20 protein-coding genes are annotated in these 18,273 nt (G+C 67.0%); 8 read left to right on the top strand and 12 right to left on the bottom strand.

Annotated elements, in window-relative coordinates; genetic code table 11:
• Positions 1–3: 3 nt before the first annotated feature.
• Genes P0Y52_09415 through P0Y52_09375 form a run of 9 tightly spaced genes read right to left on the bottom strand, consistent with a single transcriptional unit; the run spans position 4 to position 8,704 of the window.
• On the bottom strand, positions 4–1,155 hold the full coding sequence (locus P0Y52_09415) for an acetyl-CoA C-acetyltransferase (GenBank protein ID WEK56768.1): 1,152 nt from the start codon (positions 1,153–1,155) through the stop codon (positions 4–6).
• Positions 1,155–2,186, bottom strand: a complete 1,032-nt coding sequence (locus P0Y52_09410) for an acyl-CoA dehydrogenase (GenBank protein ID WEK56767.1) — start codon at positions 2,184–2,186, stop codon at positions 1,155–1,157. The genes P0Y52_09415 and P0Y52_09410 overlap by 1 nt, the downstream gene beginning before the upstream one ends.
• 7 nt (positions 2,187–2,193) lie before the next feature.
• A complete protein-coding gene (locus tag P0Y52_09405; protein ID WEK56766.1) occupies positions 2,194–3,339 on the bottom strand; it encodes an acyl-CoA dehydrogenase family protein in 1,146 nt (381 codons plus the stop codon).
• A complete protein-coding gene (locus tag P0Y52_09400; GenBank protein WEK56765.1) occupies positions 3,339–4,088 on the bottom strand; it encodes an enoyl-CoA hydratase family protein in 750 nt (249 codons plus the stop codon). Before P0Y52_09400 ends, P0Y52_09405 begins: the two co-directional genes overlap by 1 nt.
• Before the next feature lie 7 nt (positions 4,089–4,095).
• Positions 4,096–5,184 (bottom strand): nitronate monooxygenase, encoded by a 1,089-nt coding sequence (locus P0Y52_09395; protein ID WEK56764.1) that lies wholly within the window; start codon positions 5,182–5,184, stop codon positions 4,096–4,098.
• Between the two features lie 2 nt (positions 5,185–5,186).
• Complete coding sequence (locus P0Y52_09390; GenBank protein WEK56763.1) at positions 5,187–6,095, bottom strand: enoyl-CoA hydratase; 909 nt, start codon at positions 6,093–6,095, stop codon at positions 5,187–5,189.
• 4 nt (positions 6,096–6,099) lie between these two features.
• Entirely contained in the window at positions 6,100–6,885 is a 786-nt protein-coding gene (locus P0Y52_09385; protein ID WEK56762.1) for a hypothetical protein, read from the bottom strand.
• Between the two features lie 13 nt (positions 6,886–6,898).
• Positions 6,899–7,780, bottom strand: a complete 882-nt coding sequence (locus P0Y52_09380; GenBank protein ID WEK56761.1) for a hypothetical protein — start codon at positions 7,778–7,780, stop codon at positions 6,899–6,901.
• Positions 7,781–7,783: 3 nt separating this feature from the next.
• Complete coding sequence (locus P0Y52_09375; GenBank protein ID WEK56760.1) at positions 7,784–8,704, bottom strand: VOC family protein; 921 nt, start codon at positions 8,702–8,704, stop codon at positions 7,784–7,786.
• Between the two features lie 226 nt (positions 8,705–8,930).
• Here P0Y52_09375 and P0Y52_09370 point away from each other — a divergent pair, with 226 nt between their 5' ends.
• The 8 genes from P0Y52_09370 to P0Y52_09335 are packed head-to-tail and all read left to right on the top strand — an operon-like array spanning position 8,931 to position 15,763.
• Positions 8,931–10,064 (top strand): hypothetical protein, encoded by a 1,134-nt coding sequence (locus P0Y52_09370; protein ID WEK56759.1) that lies wholly within the window; start codon positions 8,931–8,933, stop codon positions 10,062–10,064.
• Between the two features lie 7 nt (positions 10,065–10,071).
• Positions 10,072–10,890, top strand: a complete 819-nt coding sequence (locus tag P0Y52_09365) for an alpha/beta hydrolase (protein WEK56758.1) — start codon at positions 10,072–10,074, stop codon at positions 10,888–10,890.
• A 4-nt stretch (positions 10,891–10,894) separates the two neighbouring features.
• Complete coding sequence (locus tag P0Y52_09360) at positions 10,895–11,377, top strand: flavin reductase family protein (GenBank protein WEK56757.1); 483 nt, start codon at positions 10,895–10,897, stop codon at positions 11,375–11,377.
• Entirely contained in the window at positions 11,374–12,150 is a 777-nt protein-coding gene (locus P0Y52_09355) for a fumarylacetoacetate hydrolase family protein (GenBank protein ID WEK56756.1), read from the top strand. Before P0Y52_09360 ends, P0Y52_09355 begins: the two co-directional genes overlap by 4 nt.
• 8 nt (positions 12,151–12,158) lie before the next feature.
• Complete coding sequence (locus tag P0Y52_09350; GenBank protein WEK56755.1) at positions 12,159–13,097, top strand: acetaldehyde dehydrogenase (acetylating); 939 nt, start codon at positions 12,159–12,161, stop codon at positions 13,095–13,097.
• A complete protein-coding gene (gene dmpG, locus P0Y52_09345; protein WEK56754.1) occupies positions 13,097–14,137 on the top strand; it encodes a 4-hydroxy-2-oxovalerate aldolase in 1,041 nt (346 codons plus the stop codon). Before P0Y52_09350 ends, dmpG begins: the two co-directional genes overlap by 1 nt.
• A gap of 4 nt (positions 14,138–14,141) precedes the next feature.
• On the top strand, positions 14,142–14,963 hold the full coding sequence (locus tag P0Y52_09340; GenBank protein ID WEK56753.1) for a TIM barrel protein: 822 nt from the start codon (positions 14,142–14,144) through the stop codon (positions 14,961–14,963).
• Positions 14,951–15,763, top strand: a complete 813-nt coding sequence (locus P0Y52_09335) for an SDR family oxidoreductase (protein WEK56752.1) — start codon at positions 14,951–14,953, stop codon at positions 15,761–15,763. Before P0Y52_09340 ends, P0Y52_09335 begins: the two co-directional genes overlap by 13 nt.
• Here the strand turns inward: P0Y52_09335 and P0Y52_09330 are convergent.
• From P0Y52_09330 to P0Y52_09320, 3 genes are read right to left on the bottom strand one after another with little or no spacing between them, the layout of a single operon-like run.
• Positions 15,757–16,341 carry a TetR family transcriptional regulator gene (locus P0Y52_09330; GenBank protein WEK56751.1) on the bottom strand — a complete coding sequence of 195 codons (585 nt, stop codon included), beginning with the start codon at positions 16,339–16,341 and terminating at the stop codon, positions 15,757–15,759. The genes P0Y52_09335 and P0Y52_09330 overlap by 7 nt on opposite strands.
• Positions 16,342–16,378: 37 nt before the next feature.
• Positions 16,379–17,350 carry an aldo/keto reductase gene (locus P0Y52_09325; GenBank protein WEK56750.1) on the bottom strand — a complete coding sequence of 324 codons (972 nt, stop codon included), beginning with the start codon at positions 17,348–17,350 and terminating at the stop codon, positions 16,379–16,381.
• A gap of 14 nt (positions 17,351–17,364) precedes the next feature.
• The gene (locus tag P0Y52_09320; GenBank protein ID WEK56749.1) at positions 17,365–18,273 is read right to left on the bottom strand and encodes an NAD(P)-binding domain-containing protein; all 909 of its coding nucleotides are present in this window, start codon (positions 18,271–18,273) and stop codon (positions 17,365–17,367) included.

Below are 18,273 nucleotides of genomic sequence, written 5' to 3'. Positions count from 1 at the left end.
GGTTCAGAGGCGCTCGATGATAGTGACGTTGGCCTGGCCGCCGCCTTCGCACATGGTCTGCAGGCCGTAGCGGCCGCCGGTGCGTTCCAGGGCGTTGAGCAGGTTCATCATCAGGCGGGCGCCGGTGGCGCCGATCGGGTGGCCCAGGGCGATGGCGCCGCCCATGACGTTGACCTTGTCGTGGGGCACATCCAGTTCCTGCATCCAGGCCAGCGGCACGGAGGCGAAGGCCTCATTGCACTCGAACAGGTCGATATCGGCGATGCTCATGCCCGCCCTGTTCAAGGCGTAACGCGTGGCGGCGATCGGCCCGGTCAGCATCCAGACCGGGTTGTCGGCCCGGACCGACATGTGGTGAATCCGGGCGCGGGGCGTCAGACCATGTTGCTTGACCGCCGCTTCCGAGGCGATGAGCAGTGCGGCGGCGGCGTCGCAGTTCTGGCTGGCGACCCCGGCGGTGATGACGCCGCCCTCATAGACAGGTTTCAGCCCGGCGAGGGCCTCGAGCGAGGTGGTGGGGCGAACAGTCTCGTCGTGCGAGAGACCCGCGAGTGGCGCGATGTCGCGCTTCAGCCAGCCAGCCTTGGTGGCGGCTTGGGCGCGCTGATGCGACGCGAGGGAGAAGGCCTCCATCGCCGCGCGACTGACGCCCCATTTGGCGGCGATCATCTCGGCCGAGTTGATCTGGTCGATCTTCTGGCCGCCATAACGGATGTCCCAGCCCTCGGCGCCGATGAAGGGATTTTCAAAGCCGAAGGCCGCGCCGACGGTCATGGCCGAGGAGATGGGAATACGGTTCATCGCCTGACTGCCGCCTGCGACGACCAGATCCTGGACGCCGCTCATGACGCCCTGAGCCGCGAAGTGGATGGCCTGCTGGGCGCTGCCGCACTGGCGGTCGATGGTGACGCCGGGGACGTCCTCGGGCAGGCCGGCGCAGAGCCAGGCCGTGCGGGCGATGTCGCCAGCCTGACCGCCGATAGTGTCGTTGCAACCCCAGACCACGTCATCGACCAGGGCAGGGTCGAAGGCGAACCGTCCCATCAGGGCCTTGATCGGGTGGGCCGCCAGATCGGCGGGGTGCAGGGTCGCGAGGCTGCCCTTGCGGCGTCCGGTCGGCGTGCGAACGGCGTCGATGATGTAGGCTTCGGCCATCAGGCGATCTCGGTTGCAAAGGTTTGGTCGGGACCGGTGGGGCGCGTGAAGACGCGCGCGGCCACGCGGGTCCGGTGGAAGGCGGGATCGCCCCAGGTGAAGGTCAGGCCGAGGACCCGCTTCAGCACCAGGTGAACGTCGACCTCGTAGCTGTAGCCCATGGCCCCGTGGACCTGCAGGCTGGCCCGGGCGGCATGATCGGCGGCCTCGAGGCAGGCGAGCTTGGCCTGGCTGATGCGGGCGCGGGAGAAGGCGTCGCGGGCGTCGAATCCGGCGGCGGCGGCGTGAAGAACGGGGCGCGCAAACTCGATCTTCACCTGGGCGGAGGCTAGCTGATGCTTGACCGCCTGATAGCTGCCGATCGGCTTGCCGAACTGCTGGCGGTCGCGGGCGTAGTCGACGGCCAGGTCTATGGCGCGCTGGGCCAGACCCAGACCCTGGGCGGCGGCGAACAGGGCCCCCCGATCCAGGGCGTCTTCCCACAGGCGCGCATCGCCAGCGATCTGGCTGCCCCGGACCGGGGTCCATTCGACGGCGAACAGGCGACGGAAGGGGTCGATGCTTTCGCGGCGGGTGAGCGTGACCTGCGACGGTCGCGCCAGATGGGTGGCGCCCTCATGGTGCAGCAGGATGGCGTCGGCGATGTCGGCGTCCGCCACCAGCGGATTGAGCGGGTGGGCGATGGCCACGCGGACCGCCGGATCGACCAGAATGGGCGAGGCCGGGCAGACGGCGGCCAGAAGCGGCACGGCGACGCCCGCGCTTTCGACCAGGGGCTCGGGCAGCAGGTGGCGCCCGGCGGCCTCGGCGATCAGCAGGAAGTCCAGGGCTTTAAGGCCCAGGCCGCCCGAGGCCTCGGGCAGCAGGACCTGGGTCAGGCCGGTCTCGACGATGGCGGCCCAGCGGTCGGCGTCCAGGGCTGCGCCGTCCGACAGCATGCGGCGCAGGCGCAGCGGCTCGCAGGCGTCCTTGAGCACCGTCTCGGCAGCGTCGGCGAACATTCTCTGTTCGTCTGAAAAGATGAAATTCATGCCGGTCTCACCGGGGCAGGCCGAGCATGCGCTCGGCGATGATGTTGCGCTGGATCTCGTTGGAGCCGGCGTAGATCGGACCAGCCAGGGCGAAGATGTAGTCGTCGATCCAGGCGGTTTCGTCGGGCGAGGGGATCAGTTCCGCCTCGGCGCCCAGGATGGCGAGGGCGGTCTGGTGCAGATGGATGTCCAACTCGGACCAGAAGATCTTGTTGGTGCTGGTCTCAGGACCAATGGCCCCGCCGTTGATGATCCGGCTGGCGGTCGAATAGATGTTCAGGGCATAGGCCTCTGCATTCATCCATGCGGTGAGGACATCACCTTCAAGTCGCGGATCGCATTGATCCTTACGCCTTTCGTAAAGCGCTGCCAGCTGGGCCGCCGCCACCTGGTAGCGGGCGGGCGAACGCAGCATGAGGCCGCGCTCGAACCCGGCTGTGGCCATGCAGATCGACCAGCCCTGACCCTCGTCGCCCAGGCGGTTGAAGGCCGGAACGCGCACGTCTTCGAGGAAGATTTCGGCGAAGCCGACGTGGCCGTTCATTTTCTGGATGGCGTTGACGGTGACGCCGGGCGCGTCGAGCGGAAAGAAGATCAGGCTGAGGCCCTTGTGTCGCTCGGAGCCCGGCGTCCGGAACAGGCCGAAGGCCCAGTCGGCGAAGACCGCGCGCGACGACCAGATCTTGTGGCCGTTCAGCACATAGTCGTCGCCGTCCTGAACGCAGGTCGCCCTGACCCCGGCCAGGTCGCTGCCGGCCTGGGGCTCGGACCAGGCCTGGGACCATATTTCGTCGCCGGAGGCCATAGGCGGCAGGAAGCGGGCTTTCTGGGCGTCGGTGCCGAACTCGATCAGGGTGGGGCCCAGAAGGAAGACGCCGTTCTGATTGACGCGTCCGGGCGCCCCCGCGCGGTAATATTCTTCCTCGAAGATCAGCCAGCTGATCAGGTCGAGGCCGCGTCCGCCGTAGGCCTGAGGCCATGTGACCATGCCCCAGTCGCCGGACTTGAGCGTCCTTTCCCATTGGCGATGGGCCTCGAAGCCTTCGCGCGAGGCGTCGAAATGCTCCAGACGCTCGGCCGGGACGTTGGCTTCCAGCCAGGTCCGCACCTCGGCGCGAAACGCCTGCTGTTCGGGGGTGTAGGTCAACTGCATCAGAAGCTGGCCTGCCTGCCGCCGTCCACGAAGGCGTCGCGCGCCGTCTGGCTGTCCTCCTCGGCGTACATCTCAAGCGTGAAGCCCTGCTCGATGCGATATCGGTCCGAGGGGTTGGAGGGTTCGATCAGGTTCAGGGCCTGCTTGGCGATGACCAGGGCGACGCGGCTCTTGGCGGCGATGACGGCGCAGAAGGCGCGGGCCTCGGCGTGCAGGTCGGCCAGGGGCACGACCTTTTCGATCGCGCCGTAGCGGTGCAGGTCCTCGACCGGAATCCGGCCCCCGGTGAAGAAGGCGGCGCGCACCTTCTGGATCGGGACCATGCGCGACAGGAAGGCGGCGCCGCCCATGGCGCCGCGATCAATCTCGGGCAGGGAGAGGTAGGCGCCTTCGGCGGCGATCAGGGCGTCGCAGGCCCCGGCGAGGTTGACGCCGCCGCCGATGACGAAGCCGTGCAGGGCGCCGACGACGGGAATCTCGGCGTCGCGGATGGCCTTGAAGCTCAGGTAGTTGTCGCGGTTCAGTTTGGCGATGCGTTCGGGGTGGGCCTGCATCTCCTTGATATCGACGCCGGCGCAGAAGCCGCGGCCCTCGGCCCGGATCAGGATGCAGCGCGCTTCAGGATCAGCGGCGGCCTTCTGAATCAGGCCAGGCAGCATCTCCCAGCCCTGGGTGTCGAAGGCGTTGACCGGCGGGTGATCGAAGACGATCTCGGCGATCCGGTCCTTGACGGTGAGTGAAATCGGCATGTCGCGCTCACGAAACGGGGGAAAGGAGGTCGGGGGAGGCGAGGGCGTCGAGACGTCCGATCGCTTCCTCGACAATGCGGTCGACCAGGGCCTGGCAGGTCGGGATCTCATGGATGCGGCCGCCGATGACGCCGGTGGCCATGACGCCGTTGACGACATCGCCGTCGACCACGGCCTTCTGGATCAGGGTCGGCATGGTGGCGGCCATCAGCACCTGCCGAAGGGGCTGTTCGCCGTGCGTGGCCATGCCCCGGGCAGAGCGCAGCAGGCTCAGGACCGAGGCGCCGGTCTGCTTCTTCATGATCAGGGCGGCCTCAAAGGCGCGCAGCCACATGGCGGCCTGACCTGACTTTTCGATGCGATCCATCAAGGGGGTGCGGACCATGCGCTGGGGAATGCCGTCCAGCTTGGTGGTCAGGACGATCTGGTCGGTCCCTGCCTTGAGATAGGCGGCCTTGGTCGTGTCCGGCACGGGGCTTTCCTGCGTCAGCAGGAAACGGGTGCCCATGGCCACGCCCACCGCCCCATAGGCCAGGGCCGCCGCCAGACCGCGACCGTCGCCGAAGCCGCCGCTGGCGATGACCGGGATGGATACCGAATCCAGCACCTGGGGCAGGAGGACGGTTGTCGCCACCGAGCCGGTATGACCGCCGCCTTCGCCGCCCTGGACATTGACCATGTCCACGCCCAGCTGCTGCATCTTCTGGGCGTGCTTCACCGCGCCCACGGTCGGGATGCACAGGATGCCGGCGTCCTTGAAGCGTCCGATCATCCGGGCGTCGGGACCGCGTCCGAAGGAGACGGCCCGCACCTGATCCCGATTGGCCAGGATCAGATCGACGATCTGCTCGGCGCCCGGCTGGAACATATGGAAGTTGACGCCGAACGGACGTTGCGTGCCGCGACGCACCGCCAGAAGCTTGGCGCGGGTTTCGTCGGGGGTCATGACGGCGGCGCCCAGAAAACCGAAGGCGCCGGCCTCGACGCTGCCGATCACCAGCGAGGGTTCGGCCACCCAGCCCATGGCGGTCTGGATGATGGGCGCAGAACAGCCCAGGCGCTCGGTCAGAACGGTTCTTATGGCCCTGGACGTCATGCTCAGTCGTCCTTGCCGTCGGCGGCGGCCTTGTTGGCGGCGGCCATCGCCTTGGCGTCCATGCCGCCCAGGCTGTTGCCCTGAAGCAGGTCGGACTGGGCGTGGGCGAAGTGGTGCATGTGGAAATGGGCGTCGGTGGCCGTCCGCTTGCCACGCAGGTCCTCGACGTGGTTCAGGGCCTGCTTGGTCAGCCAGTTGCCGAGGCGCGGGCGTTTCGCCAACTCGTCGGCCATGGCCATGACGTCGTCCGTCAGTCGCTCGCGTGTCGACAGGCGATTGACCATGCCGAAGCCATAGGCGCGCTCGGCCCCCATGCGCTCGCCCAGCATGATGAATTCCTTGGCGATGCGCGGCGGCAATTCAAAGCCGTGGGCGAAATACTCGACCCCCGGAATGCCCATGCGGTTCACGGGGTCCTGGAAGAAGGCGTCGTCCGTGGCGACGATGAAGTCGCAGACCCAGGCCAGCATCAGGCCGCCGGCGATGCAGGCGCCCTGGACGGCGGCGATGGTCGGCTTGGGAATGTCGCGCCAGCGGCGACACATGCCGATGTAGACCTCGTGCTCGCGGGTATAAAGGAACTCGGCGCCCGGCTTGTTGACGTGGTCTGGGACCAGGGCCTGACGGTCCCAGCTGAGTGTGACGTCGCGGCCGGGGCTGCCGATGTCGTGCCCCGCCGAGAAGTGCTTGCCCGCGCCCGCCAGGACGATGGCGCGCACGGCGTCGTCGTCCACCGCGCGCCGGAAGGCGGCGTCCAGCGCATAGGTCATCTGGCTGTTCTGGGCGTTGTTGAAGCCCGGACGGTTCATCGTGATGACCGCCACGGCGCCCTTGACCTCATAGAGGACGGGCTCGTCCGTCTCGTAGACGACATCGGCGGTTTTGGGCTCGACCAGGCTGTTCAGGTCCATGGCGTCAGCTCCGGACGCCGGCAGGATTATCCTTGAGGACCTTGGCGCGGACGTTGTTGACGTCGATCCTGGCCATGGCGGCCAGTTCGGCGTCGGTCGGGGCCGTCGTGGTCGGGATGGCTTCGGGGCGCCACAGGTCAAAGCCGGTGTTGTCCTGAACCTCCTCGAAGGTCACGCCGGGGTGGAGTGAGACCAGGCGGATCGCGTGCGCCGGGCCGCCGAAATCCATCACCGCCAGATTGGTGATGATGCGGCGCAGGTTGAGCCAGGCCGGGGTCTTCCCGTCAAAGCGAGCCGGGTTGTAGCCGGGGGAGCAGACGTAATCGACTTCGCCGGTGACGAAGGCGCGCTTGGAATGCTGGGTGAAGAAGAAGCTGTTCGGATGGCTGGCGGTGTTGCCGGGGAAGCCCCGGGCGCCCAGCATGGCCGACTTGGGTTGCTTGTGATCGCCGATGACGCTGATGTTGGTCTGGCCGTAGCGGTCCATCTGCACCGGCGACACCATGGCGTGGCGCTTGCCGCCCCACAGGCTGGTGAAGACCCGCTCATAGGGAATCCAGCCTTCGATCTCGACCTCGGCTGAGGACCGACCGGGGCCGAGCGGTTCCGTCGTGTACCAGCACTCGCCGTCCGTGGTGGCCAGGGCGGGGTTGTACAGGGTCTTGCACACGCCGACCGCGATCCGGGGCAGGGGGCCGATGCCGGTGCCCATGATTTCGCCGTCTTCGCGCCAGCTCTGGGCGGCGGCGGCGATCATCAGTTCGGCAAGGCTATAGGGCTGCTCGCTCATGTTCGGGCTTCCCTCAGTAAATCGGCCGGCGCAGGGCGCGCACGGCGTCCGGTCCGCCGACGGCGGCCAGGTATTGATCATCGGAGACATCGATGAAGCGGGCGCGGTAGTCGGCCCAGGCTTCGGGGGATGCGGCGGCGTCGCAGTAGGCCTTCAGGTGGGCCATATCGATTTGGTAGTCGGGAGAGGCGCTGGTGGGGTGGGCGCCGAAGGGCGCTTCGGCCACGCCGCTCACCAGGGCCCGCTCGAAGATGTTGAACCGGCTGTTCTCGCGCAGGTCCAGATCGGCGGTGGAGACCAGGGCCTCCGCCGTGACGAAGACCTGATCGGCGGCGCGGGCCAGCAGTTCGTCAAACAGGGGGTCGGGAGACAGGGTGAGGACATTGCCCCGCGCGTCGGAGCGATGGACATGCAGCAGGGCGACGTCCAGCTTGATGGCGGGCATGGCCAGCAGGGTCTCGCCGTCCTCGAACGGGCTGACGACCGTGCGGGACAGTTCAGGCTGCTTGACCAGGTCGGTGCCCAGTCCGATGCGGGTCGGCAGGAAGGGCAGGCGCATGGCGGCGGCGCGAAGCCCCCACTGATACAGGCCCTCGTCCAGCTCGAGAATGTCGAGGGCGCCGGCCTGACGCGCGGCGCGGAAGTGAGGGTCCAGCGGAATCTGGTCCAGGCTGACGAAGGAGAAGATCAGCTTCTTGATCTTGCCGGCCGCGGCCAGCAGACCGACGTCAGGGCCGCCGTAGGCGACGATGGTCAGGTCTTTCAGATCGCTGCGGGCGATGGCGCGGATCAGGGCCATGGGCTTGCGCCGTGTGGCCCATCCGCCCAGGCCGATCGTCATGCCGTCCTTCAACTGGCCGACGATGTCGTCGATGGTCATGCGCTTGTCGATCATGTCTCAGTCCTGAGGCTCGTGGGCCCATTTGTGCCCCCACGCGCTGACGGCCAGACTGGTGGTCGGCGTCCAGGTCGCGGGATCGATGACCAGCCCGTTCCAGCCGTATTCGATGTCAAAACCGCCGGGCGTCTGGACGTAGAAGGAGGTCATCTTGTCGTTGACGTGCTGGCCCAGGGTGGCGGAGATCGGGATGGCGCCCTTGCTCTTCAGCGCCTTGTCATAGGCGCGGCCGACGTCGGACAGGCTGGCGGTTTCCAGCATGATGTGGACGGCCCCGCTGGGGCTTTCGGGCATCTCGCCCAGCGCCAGGCTGTGGTGGCGGCCGTTGGCGGCGTGCAGGAAGGCGAAGCCGATGCCCGGATCGTCGCGTCCGCCGCCCTGCAGGTAGAAGCGGCCCAGATCTGTGTCACGGAAGCCCAGGACCGCCTTGTAGAAGTCATGCGTCTCGGTGAACTGCGGGGCGGTCAGAACCACGTGCCCCAGGCCCAGGTCGCCGTTGTCGCCGGTCACGAAGCCGCTGACGCCGGCTGGCGAACTGAAGGGCGCATAGTCGTAGAAGCGGCCATAGTAGATTTCGAAGGCGTTGCCCGAGGGGTCGGAGGAGCGAACGATCTCGTAGGTCTGGCGGGCGCGCGCCTCCATGACGTCGGCGTGTTCAACCGGGCGACCTGCCGCCTTAAGCTGAGCGACGGCGGCCTCAAAGGCGGTCTTGTCGGCGAATTCCCAGCCCGGAGCGACGAAACGGTCCTGCGTCCCCTTCTGAATCCAGAAGCGGAAGGGGCGGTCGTCAATGCGGAAGAGGGCGACGTCAGGATCGTGCGAAGCCGATTCCATCATGCCCAAAAACTGGGTTGCGAAGGCGCGCCAGGCGTCCAGGTCCGTCGCCTCGACCACGATATAGCCCAAAGAGCTCGCGGACATTGATTTCGTCTCCCCATTCGCGCGCTGCATCACATTTTCCGCGGAGCGCTTGCTTGACGTTTTGCGTAATAAACAATATCGCTTTTTACGCAATATGAAAGTTCAATCCGCTTTCACGCTGAAGGATGCAAGCTGAATGGTCGAAGTTTCTGCATACGTGGGTTCGAAAAACGAAGCGCCCGCAGCAGCCCCGTCGCCGAGTGATTTGATCGAGCGCGCCCGGGCCATGATTCCTGTTCTGAAGGCGCGCGCGTCGCGCTGCACGGCGGAGCGGCGGGTGCCGACCGAGACCATGCGCGAGATGCATGAGGCGGGCTTTTTCCGCATCCTTCAGCCGCGCCGCTGGGGCGGCTACGAGATGGAGCCGAACGTCTTCTTCGAGGTGCAGAAGCTGATCGCCGAAGGCTGTATGTCGACGGGCTGGGTTCTGGGCGTCGTCGGCGGCCATCCCTATCAACTGGCCCTCTTCCCGCATCAGGCGCAGGAAGACGTCTGGGGCGAGGACGACACGGTCCTGATGTCGTCCTCCTATCAGCCGGTCGGCAAGGTCGAACGCGTGGACGGCGGCTACAGGATCTCGGGCCACTGGGGCTTTTCGTCAGGGTCAGAGCACTGCAACTGGGTGCTGCTGGGGGCGATGATCCCGCCGGTGAACGCGGGCGATCCGCCGGACATGCGGACCTTTCTGGTGCCGCGCTCGGACTATCGGATCGAGGACGCCTGGTACACCTTCGGCCTGCAGGGCACCGGCAGTCAGGACATCGTGCTCGAGAACGCCTTCGTGCCCGAGCACCGGACGCACAAGTCGATCGACGGCTTCCTCTGCGCCAATCCGGGTCAGGCCGAGAATGACGGCCCGCTGTTCCGTCTGCCCTGGGCTCAGGTCTTTGTGCGACTGGTGTCCACCGCCGCCATCGGCGGGACGACGGCGGCGCTGAACGGCGCCACCGAGATCATGGAAAGCCGCGTCTCCACCAATACGGGCCGGGCGTCCAAGACCGATCCTCTGCTGATCAACGCCATCGCCCGCGGTCGCGCCCAGATCAACGAGATGGAGGCGGTGCTGCACCGGAACATGGAGGCGCTGATGGCGCGGGCGACTGCTGGCGAAGACATCCCGATGCAGGACCGGGCCATGTACCGCTATCAGTCCGCCAGCGTGGCGCGGCGTTGCGCCGACATCGTTGACGACCTGATGCCGCTGTTGGGCGGCCGCGCCATCTATAACAGCAGCCCTCTGGTCCAGCCTTGGCTGGATCTGAACGCCGCGCGCCAGCATGTCGCCAATGATCCGAACAACATGGGTCCCGATGTGCTCGGCACCCGAGCCGGGCAGGCGCCCGGCTTCGTCTTCCTGTGAGGCGGGCATGACGCGCGCCGCCCTTTCCAAGGCCGTCCACCGCGTTTCAGGCGGCTATGACATCTGCATTCAGGAAGCCGGGTCCGGCCCTGCCGTCGTCTTCATCCACGGTAGCGGGCCGGGGGCGTCCGGCCTGTCGAACTTCCGCCAGAACGTCGACGCCTTTGTCGATGCGGGCTTTCGCGTCATCCTGCCCGACATGATCGGCTATGGGGCGTCGTCCAAGCCGGAGGGCATCGACTATACCCTGACCCTGTTCACTGAGACGCTTTACGAGGCCCTGCAGGCGCACGGGATCGAACGGGCGATCCTGGTCGGCAACTCTCTGGGCGGCGGCGTGGCCATCCAGATGGCCCTGGATCATCCCGCGTTCGCAGAGCGTCTGGTGCTGATGTCGCCGGGTTGCGTCGAGGAACTGCCCGTCTACTTCGCCATGCCGGGCATCGCCAATATGCGCAGCGCCTTCGGCAGCCCGGACTTCAGCCCGGCGGACCAGCGTCGGCTGGCCGAGAGCCTGGTCTATGATCCGGTCCACGTCACCGACGCCCTGGTGGCGGAACGCTACGCCGTGGCCAAGGACCAGCCCAAGGACGTGCTGGCGCGGATGAAGACGCACAATGTTCGGCCGCGCCTCAAAGAACTGAAGATGCCGATTCTCGGCTTCTGGGGCTATCAGGACCAGTTCATGCCGCTGACCGGCATCGACTACTTCCTGGAGGACTGCGACGACGCCCGCTTCATGACCTTCAACAAGGTCGGGCACTGGGTCCAGGTCGAGCGGGCCGAAGAGTTCAATCGCTATACGATCGGCTTCCTCCGTGGCTGATCCCATGAGTGCACCAGACGAGGTCATGGTCGGGCTCAAGGACGCCATGCGGCGTCTGGCGTCCGCCGTCGCTGTGGTTTCGGCTCGCGGGCGAGATGGGGGGCCAGTCGGGATGGCGGCGACGTCAGTCACGTCGCTATCCATGGATCCCGCCTCCCTGCTCGTGTGCGTGAACAGGCAGGCGGGTCTGCACGCCTGCCTGTTCATCGGCACGCGGTTCAACGTCAGCCTGCTGGGGGTCCAGCACCGCGACGTGGCGAACGCCTTCGGGGGGCAGATGGCGCGCGAGCTGCGCTTCGGCGTCGGCGACTGGCGGCCTGACGCCGGGGGCATTCCGGAACTGCTGGACGCCCAGGCCAGCATCAGCTGCGAAGTGGATCGCCTGGTGACCTATGGCACCCATTCGATCGTCATCGGCGCCGTGCGCTCGGTCTCGGTCTCCGGCGCCGTCCAGCCCTTGATCTATCAGGACGGTCAGTACCTATGACGAGCCGCGCGCATTTCGCCGACAAACTGCACCGCGCCCTGCGCGAGGGGCGCGCTGTAGCGCCCCTGATCGAGCAGGACCCCAGCCTGACCATCGACGACGCCTATGCCATCTCCCTGTCCGTGCTGGAGCGTCGCACCGCCGAGGGCGAGGTGGTGGTCGGCAAGAAGATCGGCGTCACCTCCAAGGTGGTGCAGGACATGCTGGGGGTCGATCAGCCCGACTTCGGCTTCCTGACCGACGCCATGTGGGTCAAGGGCGAGATCGACATCGCCGCCAAGGGGCTGATTGCGCCGCGCGCCGAGGCCGAGATCGCCTTCTTCCTCAAAGCCCCCCTGAAGGGACCGGGCGTGACCGAGGCCGATGTGCTGGCCGCTACGGATAAGGTCGCCGCCTGTTTCGAGATCGTCGACAGCCGTATTCGCGACTGGAAGATCGGCATCGTCGACACGGTGGCCGACAACGCCTCGTGCGGGGTGTTTGTGATCGGCGACGCTCATGACGATCCGGCGGCGCTGGACCTGCCGGGGCTCAAGGTCACGGTGACGAAGAACGGCGCCTTCCTGTCGGAGGGGCTGGGCTCGGCGGTGCAGGGCTCGCCCCTGACGGCGGTGGCCTGGCTGGCCAACACCCTGGGACGTTACGGCGTCACCCTGGATGCGGGCGATGTGATCCTGTCGGGCTCGCTCGTGCCCCTGGCGGATGCGGTCGCTGGGGACGAGTTTGAAATGAATCTGGACGGTGTCGGGCGCTGCGTCGCTCGCTTCCGGTGAGAGGTCTGATGACTAGAGTGAAATGCGCGATCATCGGGTCCGGCAATATCGGCACGGACCTGATGGAAAAGCTGATCCGCTATCCCAAGAATCTGGAGTTGGCGGCGGTGGTCGGCGTCGATGCGGCGTCCGAGGGTCTGGCCAAGGCCCGCGCCCATGGCGTGTTCGCCACCCATGAGGGTCTGGCCGGTCTGGCGGCCTGGTCCGGCTATGACCAGATCGGTGTCGTGTTCGACGCCACTTCGGCCTATGCTCACAAGGACCACGACGCCAGGCTCCGCGCTGACGGCAAGCTGGTCATTGACCTGACGCCTGCCGCCATCGGTCCGTTTGTCGTTCCGGCTGTGAACGGCGACGAGAACCTCGACAGCGGCAACGTCAACATGGTCACGTGCGGCGGTCAGGCCACCATTCCGATGGTGGCGGCGGTCAGCCAGGTGGCCAATGTCCGCTATGCCGAGATCGTCGCCTCGGTCTCGTCGCGCTCGGCTGGTCCGGGCACGCGCGCCAACATTGATGAGTTCACCCGCACGACCGCCCGCGCCATCGAGAAGGTCGGCGGGGCCGAACAGGGCAAGGCCATCATCATCCTGAACCCCGCCGAACCGCCCATGATCATGCGCGATACCGTCTTCACTCTGTCCGACGGCGCCGACGAAGAGGCGATCCGCGCCTCGGTCGAGGCCATGGTGGCGCGGGTCCAGGCCTATGTGCCCGGCTATCGCCTGAAGCAGCAGGTCCAGTTCGAGCGCTTTGGCGACAACAACCCTCTGATCATTCCGGGCCGAGGCCCCTTTACCGGCCTAAAGACAGCCGTCTATCTCGAAGTCGAGGGGGCCGGGGACTATCTGCCGCCCTATGCCGGAAATCTGGACATCATGACCGCCGCCGCCAAGGCGACGGGTGAGATTCTGGCCGCGCGCCGACTGCAGAAGGAGGCCGCGTGATGGCGTTCGATGTCACCACTGACCGTCTCTACATTCAGGACGTCACCCTGCGCGACGGCATGCACGCCATCCGTCACAAGTATTCGCTGGACCATGTGAAGACCATCGTCCGGGCGCTGGACCAGGCGGGCGTTTCGGCCATCGAGGTGGCGCACGGCGACGGTCTGTCCGGCGGCAGCTTCAACTACGGCTTCGGCGCGCATACCGACTGGGAGTGGCTGGAGGCGGCGGCCGAGGTGCTTGAGAAGGCCGTGCTGACCACGCTGATCCTGCCGGGTCTGGGCACGGTCGAGGAGTTGAAGCGCGCCTATGACTTGGGCGTGCGATCGGTGCGCGTGGCCACCCACTGCACCGAGGCCGACGTCTCGAAACAGCATATCGGCATCGCCCGCGATCTAGGCATGGACGTCTCGGGCTTCCTGATGATGAGCCATATGATCGAGCCGGAAGCTCTGGCCCAGCAGGCCCTTCTGATGGAGAGCTATGGCGCGCACTGCGTCTATGTCACCGACAGCGGCGGCGCTCTGGACATGGACGGCGTTCGCGACCGACTGCGGGCCTATGATCGGGTGCTGAAGCCCGAAACCCAGCGCGGCATGCACGCCCACCACAACCTGTCGCTGGGCGTGGCCAACTCGATCGTGGCGGCTCAGGAAGGCGCGCTCCGCATTGACGCCTCGCTGACCGGCATGGGCGCCGGAGCCGGAAACGCGCCGCTGGAAGTCTTTGTCGCCGCCGCCGACCGCAAGGGTTGGAACCACGGGTGCGACGTCAACGCCCTGATCGACGCCGCCGAGGATCTGGTCCGGCCGTTGCAGGACCGTCCGGTGCGAGTGGATCGCGAAACCCTCAGCCTGGGCTATGCCGGGGTCTATTCCTCCTTCCTGCGCCACGCGGAGAAGGCGGCGGAAGACTATGGCCTGTCGACCCGGGACATCCTGGTCGAACTGGGCCGTCGTCGCATGGTGGGCGGTCAGGAAGACATGATCGTCGACGTGGCGCTGGACATGCTCAAGGCGGGTCAAGCGGCGACCGTCTGAGCCCATGCGCAGGCTGTCGCTGGACCACATCACCGTCGTCGACGCCACGCCGTCGCAGCTGATCGAAACGGCTGCTGCGGTCGGGTGTCGCGGAGCCTGTCTGTTCCTGCACTCGATGCCGGTGCTGGCCGCCATGCCGGTCTATGACCTGATGACCGACGCCGCCGAGCGGCGCAGGACGCGGGAGGCGATGGCGGCCCACGGCGTCACCCTGGACATGGTCTATCCCTTCACCGTGACGGGGCGGTCGGCGGCGGCGGATTTCGCGCCCCTGCTGGAAACCGCCGCAGAGTTGGGCGGGCGTCGCGCCAACGTCCTCTGTTATGATCGGGAACCGGCCAGACGGCTCGACCTGCTTGGGAGGCTGGGCGAGCAGGCGGCGGCGCATGGCCTGGCTCTGGCGATTGAATTCTATCCGCCCTCGCAGGTTCGCACCCTTGATGAGGCGTTCGATCTGATCGAGGCCCTGGGGCGTGACGACGCGGGCGTAACCCTGGATCTGCTGCATCTCGCGCGGTCTGGGGGGCTGGCGGGCGATCCATCGCGGCTGGCGGACCCTCGCATCCTGATCGCCCAGGTGTGCGACGGGGCGGCTGAAACGCCTTTGGATCAGCGCGAGTTCGAGGCGGGCGCCGAGCGGCGACTGCCCGGCGCAGGTGATCTGAAATCCGCGGCCTTTGTGTCCGCCCTGGCCGCAGACCTGCCGCTGAGCATCGAGGCGCCGCGCCAATCCGCGCTGGTCGCCGGCCTATCCATTCAGGAGCGAGCGCAGGCCGCTGTTACGGCCACGCGCATGATTATGGGAGAAGCGACTTGGCGAGACTGAGAGGCAAGACGGCGATCGTCACCGGCGCGGGGCGCAGCGGCAATATCGGCGTGGCGATCTGCGAGGCCTTTCTCCGGGAAGGGGCCAATGTGGTCGCGACCGACAGGAATGACGACGATGCCGCGGCGGTCAGCGCCAGAATGGCGACCACGGGACGGGGCGACGCCTTCCGTTTCGCGGTCCATGACGTCACCGAGGCCGGGGACTGGGCGCGGGTGGTCGAACAGACTGAAGTCTGGTTTGGCGGCGTCGATGTCCTCGTCAATAACGCGGGCGTCTCCTATCAGGGCGGGCTGATCGACAGCACGCTCGACCAGATGCGCACCGCCATGGCGGTCAATCATGACGCCCTTTTCCTGGGCATGCAGGCCTGTTTGCCCGCCCTGGAAGCCAGCGTGCAGCGCTTCGCCGGAGGCGGGTCTGTGATCAATAACCTGTCGATGGCGTCCTACATGCCCAACGCCAACAACCTGGGCTATCACGTCTCCAAGGCGGCGGGGCGGATGCTGACCCTGTGCGCCGCCACCGAGCTGGGTCCCAAACGCATCCGGGTGAACTCGGTCCATCCGGGGCTGACTGTCACCCCGCTGGTCACTGAAGCCTTTACCGCCTACGCCGAAGCGGGTCTGTGGGAGAGCGGGGAGGCGGCGATCGACGCTGTCGCGGCCATGTCGCCCCTGGGGTTCGCTAGCCAGCCGGAAGATACGGCGCACGCCTTCGTCTATCTGGCTTCGGAGGAGGCGCGCTTTGTCACTGGAACCTCGCTGTATCACGACGGGGGCCTTGGCCGCCGTTACTGATCCTCGTCGATCAGGGCCTGGAGCAGGCGGGCCAGTCCCGCCTCGAGGGCTGCGGCCTCGTCAATCGGCAGGGTCTGCTCCAGGCTGAGTTCGTGGCTGACGGCGACGCCCATCAGCAGGCTGGACGCCAGACGGGCCCGGACCCGCGCCTCGGGCCCGCCGATCCACGCGGTCAGCGGCGCGAGGAAGTCGGCGGACGGCGCCGAGCGGATGATAGCGTAGGCGCGAGAGCTGCCGAGGGACCGCAGGACGATCTGCAGGGCTTCGAGTCTGCCTGGCTGGCCGCCGTTTACCACGGCCTCAGCCATGCGCCGCCCGAAGGTGGCGCGATCCCCGGCGATCAGCTCGCTGGCGTTGCCGCAGCTTTGCAGGACACTGGCGAACAGTTCCGCCTTGGCCCCGAAGTAGCGGGTGATCATGGCGGCGTCGACGCCCACATCGCGGGCGATGTCGCGCATGCCGACATCGTCATAGCTTTCCACCGCAAAGCGCTTGCGCGCCGCCGCCAGGATCGCGCACCGGGTCGCCTCCGCGTTGCGCATGCGGGGTAGGCAAGGCGTTACCTGGGCGGCGGGCATGGTCTTACCTTTTTGCGGCGTGGACAGGGGCCGCGCGTCAGGGGTGGCGCAGCCGCGCCAGTTCGCCGGCGTCCAGCGCGATGGAGGCCGCCTTGAGGCTTTCCTTCAACTGCTCGACGGACGAGGCGCCGATGATCGGCACGGTCTGCAGCGGCTGGCTGGTCAGATAGGCCAGAACCACGTCGTTGACGCTGACGCCGCGCGCTTCGGCCACAGACTTGAGGACGGGCAGGCGGGCGCGGTTGGCGTCGTTGACGTACATGGCCTTGAGGTCGTCCCGCAGGGCTTCCTCGCCGCCGTCAATCCATTTGGCGAAGACGCCGCGGCTCTGGCCCGCATAGGGAACCATCGGCAGGGTGTCAGCATGCACGGCGGCCAGACCATCTTCGTAATAGAAGCCATAGCCGGCGGCGGCGGCGCCCTCGGCGTTGGGCGAGGCCAGACCCCAGAAGGGCTGGACGGCGGCGAAGCCGGCATGACCGATGGAGGCGGCGTAGGCCTGGGCCGCCTGGATACGCTCGGGCGTCCAGTTCGAGGCGCCGAAATAGCGGATGCGACCGGCCTTCTGATGCGCGATCAGAGCGTCGATGATGAGCTCGACCGCGACGCCGGGATTGTCGGCGTGCAGCCAATAGAGGTCGATGGTGTCGACGCCGAGGTGGCTGAGGCTTTCCTCGAGATCGGCGGCGATGTCCTCGGGCGTGATGCGGGGGCGCCAGTCGCCGACGCGCATGTCGAAGAAGCCGCCCTTGGTGGCGATGACCAGACTGGAGCGGTCCTGGCCCTTGAGCCAGGCGCCGATGGCGCGTTCGCTGGCGCCTTTGGGCGCGTCGGGGATCCAGTCGCCATAGGAGCGGGCGGTGTCGATGAAGTTGCCGCCGGCGGCGACAAAGGCGTCCAGCAGGCTGTTCGACTTCGCCTGATCATAGGCGGTGCCGAACATGTTCGTGCCGAGGCAGAGGGCGCTGACCTTGAGGTCCGTGGCGCCGAGCAGGGTTTGTTTCAGCATGGGGTGTCTCCGTCTCAGGCGCTGAGGCGCGGGGTCTTGACGCCCGCAAGGTTGCAGGACTGTTCCAGCAGGGCGGAATAGTCCTTGTCGTGAAGCGGGGTGGCGCGCGCGGCGCCAAAGACCGCGTGGGCGGCGGACCCGACCGGCAGGCCCACGCGCTGTTCAGCGGCGGCGTTGATGGCCAGGGTCATGTCCTTGAAGGCCAAGTCGATGGTGAAGCCTGGCGTGATGTCGCCGAGCAGGACCTTGTTCGCAAGGGCGATCTGGAACTGGCCGTTGGTGGCGGTCGTGGCGCCGGTGACGGTCTTCATCGTGTCCACGTCGAGGCCGAGCTTGGCGCCGAGGGTGATGGCTTCGGATACGACCTGGGCCGTGGTCAGCAGCATGAAGTTGTTGATGACCTTCATCCGCTGACCCATGCCCGCCGCGCCGCAGCGGTGGATGCTGTTGCCCATGGCGTTCAGCAGCGGCTCGACGCGGGCGTAGGTGGCGTCGTCGCCGCCGACCATGAACAGGCTCTCGCCGCGCTCGGCGTGCAAGGTCAGGCGGCCGACGGGCGTGTCGATGAAGTTGACGCCCTTGTCGGCGCAGGCCGCCGCCAGCTTGTCCGTGCCCTTGGGGTCGATGGTGCTCATGTCCATCAGAACCGTGCCGGGCTTCAGGGCGGCCAACACGCCGCCGTCGCCGAGCACCACGGCCTCGACGTGCTGGGTCGCGGGCAGCATGGTGATGACGATCTCGGCCTGGGCGGCGGCTTCGGCGGCCGATGCGGCGCGGGCGGCTCCCAACTCGGCCAGACGGGCTAGCTTGTCCGCATCGATGTCGTAGGCGACGAGATTGAAGCCCTTGCGGACCAGATTGGACGCCATCGGCAGGCCCATGGCGCCCAGGCCGATAAAGGCGATCTTGCGTGTGTCGCTCAT

Source organism: Candidatus Brevundimonas phytovorans (genome assembly GCA_029203145.1).
Lineage (GTDB): Bacteria > Pseudomonadota > Alphaproteobacteria > Caulobacterales > Caulobacteraceae > Brevundimonas > Brevundimonas phytovorans.
This window is presented reverse-complemented; position numbering and strand designations above follow the sequence as displayed.

Bases quoted from the DNA above. Each gene is read 5' to 3' on its own strand.
- P0Y52_09410 (WEK56767.1), bottom strand. From the start codon at position 2,186: ATGAATTTCATCTTTTCAGACGAACAGAGAATGTTCGCCGACGCTGCC.
- P0Y52_09320 (WEK56749.1), bottom strand. From the start codon at position 18,273: ATGAGCGACACACGCAAGATCGCCTTTATCGGCCTGGGCGCCATGGGC.
- P0Y52_09405 (WEK56766.1), bottom strand. From the start codon at position 3,339: ATGCAGTTGACCTACACCCCCGAACAGCAGGCGTTTCGCGCCGAGGTG.
- P0Y52_09395 (WEK56764.1), bottom strand. From the start codon at position 5,184: ATGACGTCCAGGGCCATAAGAACCGTTCTGACCGAGCGCCTGGGCTGT.
- P0Y52_09385 (WEK56762.1), bottom strand. From the start codon at position 6,885: ATGAGCGAGCAGCCCTATAGCCTTGCCGAACTGATGATCGCCGCCGCC.
- P0Y52_09375 (WEK56760.1), bottom strand. From the start codon at position 8,704: ATGTCCGCGAGCTCTTTGGGCTATATCGTGGTCGAGGCGACGGACCTG.
- P0Y52_09365 (WEK56758.1), top strand. From the start codon at position 10,072: ATGACGCGCGCCGCCCTTTCCAAGGCCGTCCACCGCGTTTCAGGCGGC.
- P0Y52_09340 (WEK56753.1), top strand. From the start codon at position 14,142: ATGCGCAGGCTGTCGCTGGACCACATCACCGTCGTCGACGCCACGCCG.
- P0Y52_09330 (WEK56751.1), bottom strand. From the start codon at position 16,341: ATGCCCGCCGCCCAGGTAACGCCTTGCCTACCCCGCATGCGCAACGCG.
- P0Y52_09400 (WEK56765.1), bottom strand. From the start codon at position 4,088: ATGCCGATTTCACTCACCGTCAAGGACCGGATCGCCGAGATCGTCTTC.
- P0Y52_09355 (WEK56756.1), top strand. From the start codon at position 11,374: ATGACGAGCCGCGCGCATTTCGCCGACAAACTGCACCGCGCCCTGCGC.
- dmpG (WEK56754.1), top strand. From the start codon at position 13,097: ATGGCGTTCGATGTCACCACTGACCGTCTCTACATTCAGGACGTCACC.
- P0Y52_09380 (WEK56761.1), bottom strand. From the start codon at position 7,780: ATGATCGACAAGCGCATGACCATCGACGACATCGTCGGCCAGTTGAAG.
- P0Y52_09325 (WEK56750.1), bottom strand. From the start codon at position 17,350: ATGCTGAAACAAACCCTGCTCGGCGCCACGGACCTCAAGGTCAGCGCC.
- P0Y52_09360 (WEK56757.1), top strand. From the start codon at position 10,895: ATGAGTGCACCAGACGAGGTCATGGTCGGGCTCAAGGACGCCATGCGG.
- P0Y52_09350 (WEK56755.1), top strand. From the start codon at position 12,159: ATGACTAGAGTGAAATGCGCGATCATCGGGTCCGGCAATATCGGCACG.
- P0Y52_09415 (WEK56768.1), bottom strand. From the start codon at position 1,155: ATGGCCGAAGCCTACATCATCGACGCCGTTCGCACGCCGACCGGACGC.
- P0Y52_09390 (WEK56763.1), bottom strand. From the start codon at position 6,095: ATGGACCTGAACAGCCTGGTCGAGCCCAAAACCGCCGATGTCGTCTAC.
- P0Y52_09370 (WEK56759.1), top strand. From the start codon at position 8,931: ATGATTCCTGTTCTGAAGGCGCGCGCGTCGCGCTGCACGGCGGAGCGG.